Source organism: Idiomarina sp. UBA3176, from assembly GCF_002364295.1.
GTDB classification, from domain to species: Bacteria; Pseudomonadota; Gammaproteobacteria; order Enterobacterales; family Alteromonadaceae; genus Idiomarina; species Idiomarina loihiensis.
The window spans coordinates 192,409-208,864 of record NZ_DEXU01000023.1 but is presented as its reverse complement, the minus strand read 5'-3'; the positions used below and the strand labels follow the sequence as shown (position 1 = coordinate 208,864).

Here is a 16,456-nt window from a genome sequence, read left to right as displayed (position 1 = left end):
TATGCCAACCGTTATTGAGTTTACGCTACAATAACGGTTGGCATTTTTCGTTATCTGTCTAACACTACAACAATGAGGCTCTTGCCATGAACGCAATCGTAATGATGGTTCTGGGTTTAGGCGCAATGTTTCTCGGTTATGTTTTTTACTCTAAATTTATTGCTGAGAAAATTTTTAAGCTTGATCCGAACTTCAGAACACCCGCTCACGAATTAGAAGACGGAGTCGACTTCGTCCCTACCAATAAATACGTTCTGTGGGGCCACCACTTTACTTCTGTAGCCGGTGCGGCACCTATTATTGGTCCTGCCATTGCGGTTATCTGGGGTTGGGTACCTGCTTTCTTATGGGTTATTTTCGGTACCATATTTTTTGCTGGCGTACACGACGCTGGCGCGATCTGGGCAAGTAACCGTAATAAAGCCAAATCTATTGGTAACTTGACTGGCGATGTTGTTGGCAAACGCTCTCAAACGCTGTTCATGATCGTTATCTTCCTTGTCTTACTAATGGTCAACGCGGTTTTCGCTACTGCTATTTCAGGTCTGTTGATTAAATTCTCCAGCTCAGTAGTGCCAGTTTGGGGTGCTATTTTTGTCGCACTTATTATCGGACAAATTATTTTCCGTAAATGGATGGGCTTAGGTGCAATATCCATTATCGGTGTACTGGCACTGTACGCACTTATCTGGGCAGGTCCCTCATTTCCAATAGAATTGCCAGAAACGGTAATGGGTATCAGTGACAACGCGCAATGGGTTCTTATCCTGTTTGGCTACGCCGCTATCGCTTCATTACTGCCTGTTTGGATGTTGCTTCAGCCACGTGACTACATCAACGGTCTGCAGCTCTTCATTGGTCTTATTTTGCTTTACGGTGCCACGTTATTACTGGCTCCGGAAATTTCAGCTCCGGCCTTCAATAGCAATACCCCGGAAGGCACCCCTTCAATGTTGCCGCTGTTATTCGTCACCATAGCCTGTGGCGCAATTTCGGGCTTCCACGGTCTGGTTGCATCGGGTACAACCTCGAAGCAACTTGATAAAGAAACCGACGCCCGTTTTGTCGGATACTTTGGTGCGGTTGGTGAAGGCTCATTGTCGCTGGCGACTATCATCGCTGCCACAGCCGGTTTTGCAACATTAGCCGACTGGGAAGCGGTCTACTCATCTTTCGGACAAGGCGGCGTATCAGCCTTTGTTGAAGGTGGCGCCAACATTATTAGTCAGGGGCTTGGCCTGGACATTGGCGTATCAGAAACCCTGCTGACGGTAATGGCTGTGCTTTTTGCCGGTACCACAATGGATACTGGATTACGTCTGCAACGCTATATTTTCCAGGAATGGGGAAACCTGTATAACATTAACTGGATGCAAAAAGCCTTTCCGGCAACGATGCTAGCTGTAGGAAGCTGCTTATTGTTAGCCTTCGGTGCTGGCGGCGCAGACGGTTCCGGCGGCTTAGTTATATGGCCTCTGTTCGGTACCACAAACCAGTTATTAGCAGGGTTGACCTTGTTGGTTATTACGGTCATGTTGGTGCGCTTAGGCCGACCAATGTATTACACCTTAATACCGTTAATTTTCCTGTTGATAATGACAGTCTTCGCTCTTATTGTTCAGCTTAAAGATTTCTATAACAGCGGTGACTGGTTCTTAATGGGTCTGGATTTAGTGGTTCTGGTTGCCGCTATCTGGATTGCTCTTGAAGCTAGCGCAGGCTTAACTAAAATCCGTAAGGAACAAAAAGCCCAGAAGCAGCAATAAAAGTAACTGGAGTAAGTAGCATGAATATACAGTCAGTGCGCCGTTGGTTCAGCCGGGCAAGTGATTTGGCCAATGAGTTTTATAATGCGCCCTATCGCTCTGCTATTGCCCGGGCAAAGCGCGACGAAGACGATTTATTCATGCTACTGGTTTTTTCTGAAATGATGGGCGTGCCGAACCCGGCCGCCTATTATACTTTAGAGTTACAGCCATTAATGCTGGAACGTTTCCACGAATGGCATCAACGCATGGGGATGGAACACTCACCTCTTGATCACTTCCGTTGTTGCTAATTTTATAACCCGACCAAAAGCAGGGTTCATTTCTCATGTTGTTAAGCGATAAAAAAGTTTTATTAATTGGTGGTAAAGGCGGAGTTGGTAAAACAACCGTTTCTTCGGCTCTGGCAGTTCTTGCTGCACGCCAAGGCAAAAAAGTGCTGCTGGTTTCAACCGATCCGGCACATAGTCTAGCCGATGTATTCGACAAGAAAATTGGCGATAAAAAAACTGTTATGCGCGAAAACTTAACCGCATTAGAAATTGATCCTGACCACGAAGTTAAGGCTCATATTGAACGCGTCAGTTCTCAAATGAAGCGCTTTACAAACCCCGATCTCTTTCCCGAAATTGAACGCCAGATGCGTTTAACCCAGCAGTCTCCGGGAGCCCAGGAGGCTGCTTTGCTAGAGCGCATTTGCAACGTCATTGATGAAGCAGAGAAAGACTACGATTTGTTAATTTTTGACACAGCCCCGACCGGTCATACTTTGCGTTTACTGACATTACCCGAGGCTATGGCAGCCTGGACGCAGGGAATGCTGCGCTCGCAAAAGCGCTCTGAAGACTTTGATTCAGTCCTTGAGCATTTATCACCCAAAGCTGGTAAAGATATTAATAACCCAATGGCTGACCCTCAAGACAATGCCAGCGACGGTATGTCCGACCGCACTAAAGCAATTACAGAACAACTATTAACACGACAGAGGCTTTTTCAACGAACCCGACGCTTACTGCAGGATAGCAGTTACACATCCATTCTATTTGTGCTAACACCAGAACGTCTCCCTATTCAGGAAACTGATCGGGCACTGCTGTCGTTAACCGCGGAGAAGTTACCCGTTGGTGGTGTTGTTATCAATAGAATATTGCCTGAACAGGCCGACGGCAGCTTTTTGGCCAAACGCAGGCTTCAGGAAAAAACTTACATAGAAGACATTCACAAACGTTTTAAAGCATGGCGAAATTACTCTCTTTATCTATTAGAAGAAGATGTCCAAGGTCTTGATGCATTAGAAGCCTTTGCAAATAATCTGGAGCAAGCAGGATTTTCTGCCTAACTGCCATTTTTTTGTCATCGCTTTCTCTAATAATACGTATACAGTGTGATTGTTGTTAATTAAGGAGAAGACTATGCGCGCTGTAGGATACAAAGAATCACTTCCGGCTGAAGATCCAAGTTCACTGCTGGATATTACTGTCGATGATCCGGTTCCCGGAGCCAACGATTTACTGGTTAAAGTTAAAGCCGTAGCCGTTAACCCGGTTGATACCAAAATCAGAATGCGCATGGCGCCTGAATCTGGCCACAAAATTATTGGCTGGGATGCAGTCGGGGAAGTTGTCTCTGCCGGAGATAAAGTAACAGGTTTTAAAACCGGAGACCGTGTTTGGTACGCGGGGGACTTGACCCGACCAGGTTGTAACGCGCAATTGCAAACCGTCGATTATCGCATTGTAGGCAAAGCACCGGAGAACCTCGATGACACTCAGGCAGCCGCCCTTCCACTGACCAGCATTACCGCCTGGGAAATTCTGTTTGATCGCTTACAGGTTGATAAACCCTCACCGCACAACAAAAGAACGTTATTAATCATTGGCGGAGCCGGTGGCGTTGGTTCGGTCTTAATTCAGCTTGCCGCGCAGCTAACCGATGTCACCGTTATCGCTACGGCCTCCCGCGCAGAGTCTCAACAATGGGTAAAAGCTCTGGGGGCTGACCACGTTATCAATCATTACGACGACTTAGCTGAGCAGATAGAGTCTGTTGGCGCCTCTCCGGTAACCGATGTGGCCTGTTTGACTCATAGCGAACAGTATTTCGCACAATGCATGAAATTAATGGCTCCTCAGGGTCGCTTTTGCCTTATAGATGATCCGTCAGAAAGTATCGACATTACCCTGATGAAACAAAAAAGTATCAGCTTGCACTGGGAGTTTATGTTTACCCGTTCTATGTTTACTACAGCAGACATGATAAAGCAGCAGGAATTACTGAACCATATTGCGAAAATGGTCGAAAAAGGCCAAATTCGTTCGACTCTGGGTAAAAGCTTTGGCGAAATGAATGCGAATAATCTTCGGAAGGCGCATCAGGCATTAGAAAGTCAGAAAACCATCGGAAAAATAGCGCTAACTGTCGCTGAATAGTTTTACAAACATACATGAATGTATGTATAATTCCGGATTGATATAAATTAATAGGTCAGAGGTAATTTAATGAACACGCGTTTTAGGTTTGCCCCCATTTTTGCCGCGAGTCTTCTGTTAACGGGAGCACTAACCGCATGCAGCGACCAACAACAGCAGCAACAAGGCCAGCAGCAAGCAGCTCAGGTTGATGTGATTACCGTAACGCCTGAGTCAATCAGCCTTAGTACCGATTTACCTGGACGTACAGCTGCCTACCGAGTTGCTCAGGTGCGTCCACAAGTTAGTGGTGTATTGCTGAAACGGACTTTTGAAGAAGGAACTTTTGTAGAGAAAGGACAACAACTCTATCAAATTGATCCTGCCGTTTACGAAGCAGAATTAGCCAGCGCCAAAGCTGAAGTTGAAAGCGCCAAAGCTGTGCTGCGCAGCTCGGAACTTCGTTATAAACGCTTTCAGGAATTACTTGAAGAGAACGCTGTCAGTCAAGACGAATTTGATAGTGCAGAAGCCACTTTTTATCAAAACAAAGCGGCTGTTTCAGTCGCTGAAGCCCAGTTAAAAAATGCCCGTATTAATCTTGAATATACAAAAGTCAACGCCCCTATTAACGGTGTCATTGGCCGCTCTAATTTCACTGAAGGTGCATTATTAACGGCGTCGCAGACTGAGCCTTTGGTTACGATTAATCAACTGGATCCAATTTATGTTGATATCAACCAGTCCAGTAAGCAATTTATGGAATTACAGGCTGATATAAAATCTGGCCGTATTCAGGCGAACGAGAAAGGTAACGCACCCGTTCGTCTAAAATTAAATGGTCTGGATTACGATCAAAAAGGTGAGCTGCTTTTTTCTGAAGTCAGTGTCGATGAGGATACAGGAGCAATTCTATTACGTGCTGAATTTCCTAACCCGGATAAAACGTTGTATCCCGGCATGTTTGTGCGTGCTGAAGTGAGTGAAGGCACTATTAACTCAGCCATTAAAGTACCACAAACAGCCGTAACTCGAGACCCCAGAGGACGACCTTATGTCATGCTGGTAAATGATGACAAAAAAGTTGAACAACGGATGATAACGACAGAACGCGCTGTAGGCAGCAGTTGGTTAGTATCTGAAGGCCTTAAAGAAGGCGATACCGTTATCACTTCAGGTCTGCAAAAAATTCGTCCGGGCGCATCGGTGACTATCGATTCATCTAACTCTGAACAGCAGCAGTAAGGGAAGTCAGTAATGGCCAAGTTTTTTATAAATCGCCCGATATTTGCCTGGGTTATCGCGCTACTGACCATGATGGCCGGTGCTATCGCGATGCTGCAGCTACCTATAGCTCAGTATCCGACTATCGCTCCGCCTGCAGTCGAAATTCAGGTGAGTTACCCTGGCGCTAACGCCGAAACCGTTTCAAATACCGTAACCAAAGTGATTGAGCAGAATATGACAGGTATAGATAACCTGCTCTACTTCTCTTCTCAGAGCAACTTTGGCAACGGTACCGTTAGTCTGACTTTTGCTTCAGGAACGGATCCTGATATTGCTCAGGTGCAAGTTCAGAATAAGCTTTCTCAGGCAACCCCCCAGTTGCCTCAGGCAGTTCAGGCTCAGGGCATTACCGTTAGTAAAGCAAGTAGCTCATTCTTAATGGTAGCCGCACTCGTGGCCTCAGACGACCGTTACTCTCAAACCGACTTAAGTGACTATATTGCGTCAAATATTCAGGATCCTATAGCCCGTACAACCGGCGTTGGTAACGTTCAGCTCTTTGGCTCGCCCTACTCAATGAGAATTTGGGTAGACCCGTCAGCGCTGGTTAACTACGGCATGACAATGGCTGACCTTAAAAGTGCTATTCAGGCACAAAATGCTCAGGTTGCTGCCGGTGAACTCGGTGGTACCCCAGCCGTAGAGGGACAACGTCTAAACGCAACCATTATTGCGCAAACTCGTATGTCTGATGTCTCTGAGTTTGAAAACATCACCTTAAAAGTGTTGTCCGATGGTTCGCAAGTCCTTCTTAAAGACGTTGCTGAGGTCGAAAAAGGCGCAGAAAACTATTCCATTCAGGCCAATTATAACGGTAAGCCGGCAACAGGTCTGGCAATTAACCTACAGACCGGCGCTAACGCTCTGGAAACAGCCGATGCGGTAAAAGCGCGAATGGCTGAACTGGAAGAGTTTTTCCCTGATGGAATGGAGTTGGTTACAGCGTACGATACGACTCCCTTTATCAAAATCTCAATTTCAGAAGTTGCGCAGGTTTTAATAGAAGCCATTATTCTGGTTTTCCTGCTGATGTTCGTTTTCCTGCAGAACCTACGCGCTACCTTAATACCCACCTTAGCAATACCGGTGGTTATTCTGGGAACCATGGGGGTCATGGCATTAGCTGGTTTCTCAATTAACACCCTGACCATGTTCGGTATGGTGTTGTCCATCGGCCTGTTGGTTGATGATGCCATCGTGGTTGTAGAGAACGTTGAGCGCTTAATGTCTGAAGAGGGCTTGTCACCCAAGCAGGCAACGATTAAGTCGATGGGACAAATTACCGGTGCACTTGTTGCTATCGGTGTTGTTATGGCCGCGGTATTCGCACCTATGGCCTTTTTCCCTGGCTCGACTGGTGCCGTTTACCGACAGTTCTCACTGACCATCATTACCTCGATGGGTCTGTCTGTTCTGGTCGCTATCGTGTTCTCACCAGCATTGTGTGCCACCCTGCTGAAACCGGTTAAGCACGACAAAAGCAGTGGCTGGGGCCCGCTTGGTTGGTTCAACCGTACCTTAGAGAAATGGACCGATAAGTACACCAATACCATTCACTCAATTTTACGTCGTACCGTACGGTTTGGCGTACTTTACCTGGGTATTATTGGCATTCTGGTGTTCTTATTCATGAAATTGCCAGCGGCCTTCTTGCCCGACGAAGATCGCGGCGTATTCTTGACTCAGATGCAGTTACCGGTCGGTTCGACTATTGAGCAGTCGGTTAATACCATGGACAAAATAGAAAACTATTACCTTAACCAGGAAGATGCGGTTCAGTCAGTATTTTCTGTTGTTGGTTTCAGTTTCTCAGGACGAAGTCAGGCTAATGGTATCGCCTTCGTGCGTTTGAAAGACTGGAGCGAACGTGACGAAAGCCAGAGTGTTAATGCCGTTATAGGCAGAGCTTTTGGGTTCTTCGCTGGTATTAAAGAGGCGATGATATTTGCCTTTAACCTGCCACCTATTCCAGAACTTGGTGTTTCCAGTGGTTTCAACCTGTTCCTGCAGGATCGCGGTAACCTGGGTCATGCAGGTTTACTCGAAGCCCGTAACCAATTGCTGGGTATGGCAGGACAGAACGACAAGCTGGTACAGGTACGTCCAAATGGTCTTGAAGATGCGCCACAGTTGCGTATTGATATCGACTTTGAAAAAGCTCAGGCGCTGGGACTGACTATTACCAATATCAATGAAACCTTAAGCACAGCCTGGGGTTCATCCTACGTTAACGACTTTATCGATCGGGGCCGGGTTAAAAAGGTCTATCTGCAGGGCGAGACGGAATCGCGCATGTTGCCTGAAGATATCAACGAATGGTATGTCAAAAATAACCAGGGTGATATGGTGCCATTTAGCTCATTCTCGAGCTGGGAATGGACTTATGGTGCCCAGCGAGTTGAAAGCTACAACGGTGTTGCTGCAATGGAAATCCAGGGGCAGGCAGCTCCGGGAGTCAGTACCGGCGAAGCCATGATTGAAATGGAAAAGATGATTGCTAAGCTTCCTCCGGGTATTGGTTTCGAATGGACAGGTATTTCTTTACAAGAGCGTCAATCTGGTGATTTTGCGCCGATCCTTTATAGCGTATCGCTGATTGTCGTATTCCTGTTCCTGGCAGCCCTGTACGAAAGCTGGTCAATACCTTTCTCAGTCATGCTGGTTGTCCCTCTGGGTATTCTGGGTGCTGTCGTTGCTGTCATGCTTCGCGGTATCTCTAACGATGTTTACTTCCAGGTAGGTCTGCTGACAACCGTAGGGGTATCAGCAAGGAACGCCATACTGATTGTTGAGTTTGCGAAAGACTTACAGGCTCAGGGTAAAGAGCTACTGGATGCCACGCTGGAAGCCGTGCGCTTACGTCTGCGCCCTATCCTTATGACGTCCTTAGCCTTTATCTTTGGTGTTATGCCTCTGGCACTAAGCGATGGTGCAGGTGCTGCAAGCCGTAATGCCATCGGTACCAGTGTTATAGGCGGAATGATTGGCGGTACTGTACTGGCAATCTTCTTCGTACCATTATTCTTCTATGTTGTGCGGCGAATATTCCCGCCTAAACAATCGGAAGAATAACGAATAGCAGATACAAAAAACCCGGAGCTTAAACTCCGGGTTTTCTTTTTAAAACGGCAGCTTATCAAGTCGCTTTTTTAAAAACTAAGCGTTTTTGCCCACCGTAACTCAATAAAAATACTAGACCTTCAGCTAAAGGCTTACCAATAAAAGGTGTGACACCAAGATACCGGAAAGCCTCCGTAAGGCCGTAATTAGCAGCCACTAAAACAATCGCCAAACAACTGTACTTAGTTGCGTCCCAGGCGACATGAGCCCCCTGTTTGAATACCCATTGGCGATTCAAAGAAAAGTTGAACACCCCGGATATAATTCGCGCCAGAACAATAGACTCCAACACCTGGCCGGAGAAAAAGTAAGCTGTCGCAAAAATAGAGTAATCAAGGCCGGCAGACAGAATGCCAATACTCGCAAACTTTAAAAACTTTTGGTAAATTTTTATCGAGTCGATTACTGGTCGGTAATGACTTGTTTCATTACCCTCTTCATAAACCGTGGTTATTTCCTGAGAGTTTATGCGATAGCCGCAGCGCTTAGCCGAAAGCAGCATTTCCAACTCAAACTCATAACCTGAACTGTTAAAGTGAACTAACTGTTTAAGGAAACCTAACGGAATTCCACGTAGTCCGGTTTGGGTATCTTTAATATCCTGACCCGTTACCAGCCGAAAAATAACCCGGGTAAATTTATTACCGAGTCTGGAGCGGAAAGGAATGTCTTTTTCATCGAAAGTGCGGCTACCCAGCCATAGTTTATCCGGGTATCCTTTTAGGCAGGTGCAAATAGCGAGAATGTCTTTCGCCAAATGCTGACCGTCTGCGTCAGCAGTTACGGCACCGGAACAGCGTTCATCACTTTGCTTGATGATCCAGTTAAATGCCGTGCGCAACGCCGCGCCTTTTCCCTTATTTTGCTCATGCCTTAGAACATGAACACGATGACGATCAGCCAGTTGCTGAAAAACATCGGAGAGGCGACTACCGTCATCAACAACAATAATACCCAGATAGTGATTCCATTCTGGATCTCCAGTGGTAATACTATCAATAAGCTCCAGCAAGTGCTGGTCGGGATCCAGCGCCGGAATAACAATATAAGGTTTCTTCATTCCAGCACTGGGCCTTTGTTTCTATGTTTTTTTGTCCTGATCGTCTTTGACTTCGTACTCTCCATCAATAACCGAGCCACGGTCTTCCTTATTATTTTCATAATGTTCTTGTTGTTTTTGATACTGCCGTTGTTGCTCCTGATAATGCTGTTTCGCCTGCTTACGCATACGCCAAACCTGTTTAATAGCATGACGTTGACGCCACATAACCGGAATCATCAGCACAAATAAAACGGCGGCGATGACCATGCCAAAAGCCAATCCAAGGCCTATCAGAACCAATAACAAAAAAAGGCCCAGCAAACGGCTGAGCCAGTTACCGGAGGATGAACCTCCGGTACGCGAACCCTGGTTGAAACGGACATAAACTTTATCTCGTTTATGAGTCATAACTGCTCCTAAAAAATGACTACAAAGCTAAGACAACATAAGGCACAGACCGTTCCTACAAGGTTATCTTAACGTCTATTTACGCATATCTTCTGTTGCTTTACGTACCGCTTCAAATTCATTGCCCGGTGCCCATTGCGGCCAATCCCGTGAGTTTGCTAACTCATTGCCAATTGAATAAAAAACGGACATGTCCTGCTGTACACCACGTAAATCCCAGTTTTCATCAAATTCATCAGCCGGTTTATGATAAGCGTCGCGATTAAATATAGCACGCTGCTCTTCAGTCCACTCGCGGCCCTTTTCAAAGTGATCATTGCCACCTTCAGCGTAAAGCATCGGCACGCCTTTCTTCGCCAGGCTAAAATGATCCGAGCGGTAGAATGAACCCACTTCAGGAGTTGGCTCAGGTGCTACATAACGATCTTGGGCCTTTACGTAGCGTTTCAAGTAGTCTTCCATAGAAGAATTGCCATAACCAACGACAACCATGTCTTTCATCGGACCATAAACGTTCATAACGTCCATATTGATACCGCCAACAGCTTTGCCCAGCGGCAGCATTGGATGTGACGCGTACCAGCCAGAACCGAGCAGGCCACTCTCCTCTGCACCTACCGCAGCAAACACAATAGAGCGCTCTGGTTGTGGCCCTTTAGCAAACTGCTCAGCCATAGCCATTAATGCGGCCGTGCCGGAGGCATTATCCTGCGCACCATTATAGATAGGATCATCTTCACGCACCGGATCGGTTCCCAGATGGTCGTGGTGAGCCATATAAATAACGTGTTCTTCTGGATATTTAGAGCCCTCAATGTAACCAATCACGTTATTGGTATCTAAATATTCAAATTTGTTTTGCACCGTCAGTGAAGCTTCAATATTCAGCGGCTGAGGCTTAAACTCACCACTTAACGCCAGCTCCCGCATTTGTTCTAAATTCTTGCCTACAGTAGCAAAAAGCGCATTTGCACTCTCTTCGGTTATCCAACCTTCAATGGCTGAGCGATCCATATTCTTGTTTTCACGCTTTAAGTCAAAACGCACTGGAGAACCGCCAGCAACAACCCCCCAGCCATATCCGGCAGGTCCAGTCTCGTGTATCACAAAAGCGGCTTCAGCGCCCTGTCTGGCGGCTTCCTCAAATTTATAAGTCCAACGACCATAGTAAGTCATTGCATTGCCATTAAATAGCTCAGGATCACCTGTTGCGTAGCCCGGGTCATTTACTAGCATAACAACGGTTTTACCTTCAACATCCAGTCCTTCGTAGTCGTTCCAGTCGTATTCAGGAGCAACAATACCGTATCCGACAAAAACAACGTCGCTGTTCTCGACTTTAACTTCGTCAACCACTCGCGGTGTCCACGCCATCATTTCCGTACGGTACTTCATTGACTCTGGTGCTGACTCACCATCAAAGTTTAGAGAACTCACTTTATACGGCATCAATTTGACTAAGGGGACAGGTTGACGATAACTGTCATTTTCCTGGTCATACGGCTTTAAGCCCCACTCGCGGAAATTATTTTCAATAAAGCTAACCGTTTTTTCACCACCAGCTGATGCAGGTGCGCGCCCTTCAAACTCGTCAGAAGATAACGTTTTAAGATAATCCCGGTAATTGGGGTTAAAAGCTGAATCCTTTATATCGGCAACGGCTTTATCTGTTTCTTTGTTTGATTCGTTTGCCGGCCCGCAAGCAGCTAAGACACTTAAGCTCAGTGCTCCCAATATGACGTACTTCATGGTTTCTCCTTTTATATTACTTTTCATTATTACTCTTTACCGTATTTTTGCTCACAGCTCTCGCCCTCAGCTTTTCTTAATTGATCGCCCATGCGAATATCGTGCTCCGCAAAAAATCCGCCATTGACCTCAAGTACGCTCCAGTAATTTTTCCCCGGAGAATAGCTTCTGCATTGCGTTGGATCATCGCTGCCGCAAGGTCGCATCGTGAACGTTTTCACAATACGGCCTTGTCGATCAAGGTAAGCAATATCTAATGGAATTAATGTCTGGTACATCCAGAAACCACTGTAGCCGGGCCGCTCATTTCCATAACGGAACCACATTCCATTGTACTCACCCAGTGACTCACGCTGCATTAAACCCCGCGCTTGTTGCTGCTGATTATCCGCTAGCTCGACTGTCAAAGGTTGTTCAAGTTCGCCCAGACAGACTTCGGTTTTATCAAATTCTTGTGGTTCAGGAACATTCCATTGCTGCGCCAGACTGCAAAAAGGTAAGGCGCTGATTAATATAAAAAGCACTCGATAGTTCATTTGCTTGACCCTGTCATAATCAGTAACTCTGATTTTGTCCTATCCAGTGGGAGATCGCAATTCAAACCTCAACTTGAGCAGGACAGTTCAGAGACCTGCTCCTCAGCCGTTGGCGGCTTCGCCCAGGGGCTTTCGCGTAAACGTTCAGAAAAGGGGGTCATTAAAGCCTGCACATAGTCATGTAATAACGAGTCGTCACCGGTTTCTGCAGCCTCGATAACCCGCTGCGCATGGTGTGTCCTGACAATAACCCAGGGGTTAACTTGCTTCATCACGTCAATATCGCTCTCTCCGTTTACCACGTTATTGTATTCCTGCCACCAGCTGTCACCGCTTTGTGCCAGTAACCCTTTCGGCTCTTTCGCTTCAAGCGAGTCAATTAAGTCACGGAACGCCAATTGATAATCGGCCTGGTTCACTTCCAGCAGACTTAACCAGCCGCCAACTAACTGCATTCTCTCTTTGGCCGGCACTGACGACATCCCCAGACGCTTTGTCATTCGGTTTAAGTAAGCTTTTCGAAGTTCAGGTTCGTAGGTGTCCAGCGCCGCCCTTAGTTTATCTGCCTCAATTAAAGGACTAATTGCCTGAGCCAGTCGCTGTAAATTCCAGAGTCCAACTCCCGGTTGTTGCAAAAGCCCGTAACGCCCGCCCGCATCGGTATGATTAAAAATCTTTTCGGGCTGGTAATCATCCAGAAAGGCGTAGGGGCCAAAGTCGAACGTTTCACCCGCTAAACTCATATTGTCAGTATTCATTACACCATGAATAAAACCATAAGCCTGCCACGCAGCAATCATCTCAGCGGTACTTTTAACCACCTGCGAAAATTGTTCCTCGATATCCGCATCCGCTAAGTGTGGCCAGGTCACTTCTATGGTGTCCTGCCAGAGGTTGTGCATGGTATCTTCCAGTCCGCGGTGAAAACAGTGTTCAAAATGACCAAAACGGACATGCGTCGTCGCTGTGCGGGCCAGCATCGCGCCGGGTTCAACCCGCTCCCGTTGTATCTTCCCTTGTGTCGAGATTAAGGCCAAAGCACGCGTTGTCGGAATAGTTAGCGCGTGCAGCGCTTCGCTTGCCAGCAATTCCCGTATAGAAGAGCGCAACACCGCCCTGCCATCTGCGCCCCGGCTGTATGGAGTCGGTCCGGCGCCTTTTATATGGATATCCGTTATTTTATCTCCCACTACGGCCTGACCCAGCAGCAGGCCGCGACCATCGCCTAAATAAGGGTTAAAATGTCCGAACTGATGCCCTGCGTACTTTTGCGCAACCGGGTCACTTCCCGGGCAGTGCTCGAGCCCTCCCAGCCACTGAGACAATTCAGCCGGCGGCGTTTCTCCATTGGTTAATTCAGCCCATAAAGGGCTATTTAACCAACGTAAATTGACCTCGCCATCGGGCTTTATTGGCTGGCGAGTTGTAATTTCCGGGAACTTACGGGCAAAGCGGTTATCAAAAACTATTGGCATACATCCTCCTGCTAAATAGATTGTTACACAGTCAGCGAGGCTTGCATAACTCATAATAAATCAGCTAAGGTCGCAACGTTTGGCCATTGGCAGCAAAGGAAGCCACATGCAACTTCATTCTTTACGACGTATCACCGCAATAGGCGGTGGCCACGGTCTCGGTCGGGTACTGTCGACTCTGTCGTTTATGAAACATAAGTTAGTCGGTATTGTAGCAACCACAGATAACGGCGGCGCAACCGGTTTGTTACGTGAGTCACAACACTGCATTGCCTGGGGGGATATCCGCAACTGCCTGTCACAACTTGTTGAACAACCGCTAGCGGCCGAAGTACTGAATTATCGTTTTGATTGCACATCGTCACTGCATGGTCATAACTTCGGTAACCTGCTGCTTTATACACTGGACCAGCTCAGTGCCCGCCCGTTAGATGGTATACAGCTATTAAGTCGTTTGCTGAACGTCGATAATCGCATACTTCCTATGTCGGAATGCCCGACCGATCTCATTGCGACAACCAACGATGGCATTCAGTGTCATGGTGAAATACGCATTGATAAACTGCCGGTTATGCCACGCAAGCTCTCCTTATCCGGCAGCGTTACTGCAACCCCCGAAGCGATACGCCATATTCGAAGCAGTCAGTTAATCTTGCTGGGACCGGGAAGTTTCATGACCTCGGTTATGCCACCGTTACTCATTAATGGTGTCCGCGATGCCTTACGGACAACTCAGGCCAAAGTGGTGTTTATTGATAATCTGGTGGATGAAAACGGCCCTGCCGGGAAACTCAGCCTGGCTGAAAAAGTCGGCTTTATCGAGAAGCAATTGGGTAAGCAGGTTATCGACTTAGTTTTAAGCAACAAGCAAGAAAAAGACCTAAAATTACCGGTTATTGGCGGTTTGCAGAGTGATGAAGATGTCTACTACCGCCATAATACAAGCAATTTACTGGCTAAATTAGAAGAAGCCGCGAAACAACTCCTGGTGGAGAGTGCTTAGCCGCCGTCAGCTGAAATACGCGAAGCCACGGCGCTGTGCTGATCCCGATATTTAGCATCTTCACGCTTGTTGTAGGGCCTTGCACAAGGGCCACTGAGCTTCTCAAAACTAATAGCACCTATCTTCATACCCGCTCGTAATGCCAAAGGTAACTTACCGCTATTAAAGAACTCCAGAACAATTTGTCCTGACCAACCCGGGTCAATGCGGTGAGCCGTTACATGTACCATCAATCCTAAACGCGCTAATGACGAGCGACCGTCTAACCAACCCACCATATCGGCCGGCAAGGTAATAGACTCATGTGTTACCGCTAAAGCAAATTCGCCAGGGTGAATAAAAAAGGCCTGGTCATCTTTAAGCACAATTTCATCACTCATGACTTCCTGAATTGCCGCTTCAATAGCTTCGCGCGAGCCGCTAATATCTATAAAAGGTGCCGCATGATCCTGCAGCACACGAAAATCGTTGCCTAAATGAATATCTAGTGTAACGCCTGAGATATTATTGGCTTGGGGTGCAGGTTCGACACCTATAATTCCATCTTTCAAATGCTGTTCTATTTCAGTGTCGTTTAGGCGCATGGTTCATCGTTCTCCGTGTTGTCATTTAAGACCTTAAGGCCAGTACTATAACGAATTTTCTTGCTGATAATAGAGTTTTGCTGCAACTTGTTGCGCTGAATTTAAAATTAGCTGACTTAACGGGTGTTCCGGCTGTGCTAACAATAGTGGTGTATCGCCATCCAGACTCTCGCGCAGCTCACTGTTCAAAGGCCACTGTCCCAATAACGGTAAGTTGTGCTCAGTTGCCATAACCGCCCCCCCGTTTTTGCCAAAAACCGCATCTTCATGCCCACACGACGGACATTGGTAAAAACTCATGTTTTCCAATATGCCTATAAGCGGAATATTCAGCTTTTCAAACATAGCCACGCCTTTCTCCGCGTCTTTAAGTGCAACGGTTTGAGGTGTGGTTACTACCACCGCGCCAGTTACCGGTAATTTTTGTGCCATGGTCAACTGAATATCGCCAGTACCCGGCGGCATATCCACAATAAGATAATCAAGCGCTGGCCAGGCCGTGTCTTTGTAAAGCTGCTGCAGAGCGCCACTTGCCATAGGACCGCGCCAAATAGTCGCATCGTTGTCCTCAACCAGGTATCCCAGCGAATGTACATGCAATCCGTGGCGCTCTAAAGGCATCATTTTATTGTTCTTGGTCAGCTCCATCTCTGAGCCGCCACCGCCAAGCATGGTCGGAATTGATGGCCCGTAAATATCGGCATCCAGCAAGCCAACCTTGGCGCCTAGCTGTGATAAAGCTAGTGCCAGATTCACACTGACAGAGGATTTCCCCACTCCGCCTTTGCCTGAGGAGACAACAATGACATTACCCGTGGTAAGCGGTAATTCCGGCTGTGAGTTCTTCAATTTTTTGATCTGACAATTAAGCTGCCAGTCAAACTCGCCCAGTTCAGAATCCTCTTGTATGGCTTTCAGCAAGGACTCGCCAGCAACAAAAGGCAAATTCAATACCCGTTGCTTACCGGAGCCAGTTACCCAGTTATCGGGTATGCCATTAGGCAATAAGGGGTGAGTAAAATCTTTCATCATCAACCTCGGGGATCTGTGTATCAGCCAAGAGCTATGCTAACATGAG

14 protein-coding genes are annotated in these 16,456 nt (G+C 47.0%); 7 read left to right on the top strand and 7 right to left on the bottom strand.

What is annotated here, in order from left to right; all coding sequences use genetic code 11:
* Positions 1–86 precede the first annotated feature (86 nt).
* The 6 genes from B2U97_RS10555 (at position 87) to B2U97_RS10530 (ending at position 8,533) form a co-directional block, all read left to right on the top strand.
* On the top strand, positions 87–1,766 hold the full coding sequence (locus B2U97_RS10555) for a carbon starvation CstA family protein (protein ID WP_011233949.1): 1,680 nt from the start codon (positions 87–89) through the stop codon (positions 1,764–1,766).
* A gap of 20 nt (positions 1,767–1,786) precedes the next feature.
* On the top strand, positions 1,787–2,059 hold the full coding sequence (locus B2U97_RS10550) for a cory-CC-star protein (RefSeq protein ID WP_011233950.1): 273 nt from the start codon (positions 1,787–1,789) through the stop codon (positions 2,057–2,059).
* A gap of 35 nt (positions 2,060–2,094) precedes the next feature.
* On the top strand, positions 2,095–3,105 hold the full coding sequence (locus B2U97_RS10545) for an ArsA family ATPase (protein ID WP_272991079.1): 1,011 nt from the start codon (positions 2,095–2,097) through the stop codon (positions 3,103–3,105).
* Between the two features lie 73 nt (positions 3,106–3,178).
* Positions 3,179–4,195 carry a zinc-binding alcohol dehydrogenase family protein gene (locus B2U97_RS10540; RefSeq protein WP_011233952.1) on the top strand — a complete coding sequence of 339 codons (1,017 nt, stop codon included), beginning with the start codon at positions 3,179–3,181 and terminating at the stop codon, positions 4,193–4,195.
* Positions 4,196–4,264: 69 nt separating this feature from the next.
* Positions 4,265–5,419: an efflux RND transporter periplasmic adaptor subunit gene (locus B2U97_RS10535; RefSeq protein ID WP_011233953.1), complete on the top strand. Its 1,155-nt coding sequence runs from the start codon at positions 4,265–4,267 to the stop codon at positions 5,417–5,419.
* A gap of 12 nt (positions 5,420–5,431) precedes the next feature.
* A complete protein-coding gene (locus B2U97_RS10530; RefSeq protein WP_273025245.1) occupies positions 5,432–8,533 on the top strand; it encodes an efflux RND transporter permease subunit in 3,102 nt (1,033 codons plus the stop codon).
* A gap of 64 nt (positions 8,534–8,597) precedes the next feature.
* Here B2U97_RS10530 and B2U97_RS10525 read toward each other — a convergent pair whose 3' ends face one another.
* From B2U97_RS10525 to B2U97_RS10505, 5 genes are all read right to left on the bottom strand, one after another.
* On the bottom strand, positions 8,598–9,641 hold the full coding sequence (locus B2U97_RS10525; protein ID WP_011233955.1) for a bifunctional glycosyltransferase family 2/GtrA family protein: 1,044 nt from the start codon (positions 9,639–9,641) through the stop codon (positions 8,598–8,600).
* Between the two features lie 21 nt (positions 9,642–9,662).
* The gene (locus tag B2U97_RS10520; protein WP_011233956.1) at positions 9,663–10,031 is read right to left on the bottom strand and encodes a hypothetical protein; all 369 of its coding nucleotides are present in this window, start codon (positions 10,029–10,031) and stop codon (positions 9,663–9,665) included.
* A 75-nt stretch (positions 10,032–10,106) separates the two neighbouring features.
* Positions 10,107–11,780 (bottom strand): M28 family metallopeptidase, encoded by a 1,674-nt coding sequence (locus B2U97_RS10515; protein WP_011233957.1) that lies wholly within the window; start codon positions 11,778–11,780, stop codon positions 10,107–10,109.
* Between the two features lie 29 nt (positions 11,781–11,809).
* Positions 11,810–12,304, bottom strand: a complete 495-nt coding sequence (locus B2U97_RS10510; protein WP_273025247.1) for a DUF192 domain-containing protein — start codon at positions 12,302–12,304, stop codon at positions 11,810–11,812.
* An 80-nt stretch (positions 12,305–12,384) separates the two neighbouring features.
* The gene (locus B2U97_RS10505; RefSeq protein ID WP_011233959.1) at positions 12,385–13,791 is read right to left on the bottom strand and encodes a protein adenylyltransferase SelO; all 1,407 of its coding nucleotides are present in this window, start codon (positions 13,789–13,791) and stop codon (positions 12,385–12,387) included.
* Between the two features lie 106 nt (positions 13,792–13,897).
* On the opposite strand from B2U97_RS10505, the gene B2U97_RS10500 reads away from it, so the two are divergent.
* Positions 13,898–14,794, top strand: a complete 897-nt coding sequence (locus B2U97_RS10500) for a gluconeogenesis factor YvcK family protein (protein ID WP_011233960.1) — start codon at positions 13,898–13,900, stop codon at positions 14,792–14,794.
* Here the strand turns inward: B2U97_RS10500 and dcd are convergent.
* Positions 14,791–15,378: a dCTP deaminase gene (gene dcd / locus B2U97_RS10495; RefSeq protein ID WP_011233961.1), complete on the bottom strand. Its 588-nt coding sequence runs from the start codon at positions 15,376–15,378 to the stop codon at positions 14,791–14,793. The genes B2U97_RS10500 and dcd overlap by 4 nt on opposite strands.
* Positions 15,379–15,423: 45 nt before the next feature.
* Positions 15,424–16,410, bottom strand: coding sequence for an iron-sulfur cluster carrier protein ApbC (gene apbC, locus B2U97_RS10490; protein ID WP_231378626.1), 987 nt, complete (start codon positions 16,408–16,410; stop codon positions 15,424–15,426).
* Between the last annotated feature and the right edge of the window lie 46 nt (positions 16,411–16,456).

What these genes read in the sequence shown, in the direction of transcription:
- B2U97_RS10555 (WP_011233949.1), top strand. Translation starts at nt 87, where the DNA reads ATGAACGCAATCGTAATGATGGTTCTGGGTTTAGGCGCAATGTTTCTC.
- B2U97_RS10550 (WP_011233950.1), top strand. Translation starts at nt 1,787, where the DNA reads ATGAATATACAGTCAGTGCGCCGTTGGTTCAGCCGGGCAAGTGATTTG.
- B2U97_RS10545 (WP_272991079.1), top strand. Translation starts at nt 2,095, where the DNA reads ATGTTGTTAAGCGATAAAAAAGTTTTATTAATTGGTGGTAAAGGCGGA.
- B2U97_RS10540 (WP_011233952.1), top strand. Translation starts at nt 3,179, where the DNA reads ATGCGCGCTGTAGGATACAAAGAATCACTTCCGGCTGAAGATCCAAGT.
- B2U97_RS10535 (WP_011233953.1), top strand. Translation starts at nt 4,265, where the DNA reads ATGAACACGCGTTTTAGGTTTGCCCCCATTTTTGCCGCGAGTCTTCTG.
- B2U97_RS10530 (WP_273025245.1), top strand. Translation starts at nt 5,432, where the DNA reads ATGGCCAAGTTTTTTATAAATCGCCCGATATTTGCCTGGGTTATCGCG.
- B2U97_RS10525 (WP_011233955.1), bottom strand. Translation starts at nt 9,641, where the DNA reads ATGAAGAAACCTTATATTGTTATTCCGGCGCTGGATCCCGACCAGCAC.
- B2U97_RS10520 (WP_011233956.1), bottom strand. Translation starts at nt 10,031, where the DNA reads ATGACTCATAAACGAGATAAAGTTTATGTCCGTTTCAACCAGGGTTCG.
- B2U97_RS10515 (WP_011233957.1), bottom strand. Translation starts at nt 11,780, where the DNA reads ATGAAGTACGTCATATTGGGAGCACTGAGCTTAAGTGTCTTAGCTGCT.
- B2U97_RS10505 (WP_011233959.1), bottom strand. Translation starts at nt 13,791, where the DNA reads ATGCCAATAGTTTTTGATAACCGCTTTGCCCGTAAGTTCCCGGAAATT.
- B2U97_RS10500 (WP_011233960.1), top strand. Translation starts at nt 13,898, where the DNA reads ATGCAACTTCATTCTTTACGACGTATCACCGCAATAGGCGGTGGCCAC.
- dcd (WP_011233961.1), bottom strand. Translation starts at nt 15,378, where the DNA reads ATGCGCCTAAACGACACTGAAATAGAACAGCATTTGAAAGATGGAATT.
- apbC (WP_231378626.1), bottom strand. Translation starts at nt 16,410, where the DNA reads ATGATGAAAGATTTTACTCACCCCTTATTGCCTAATGGCATACCCGAT.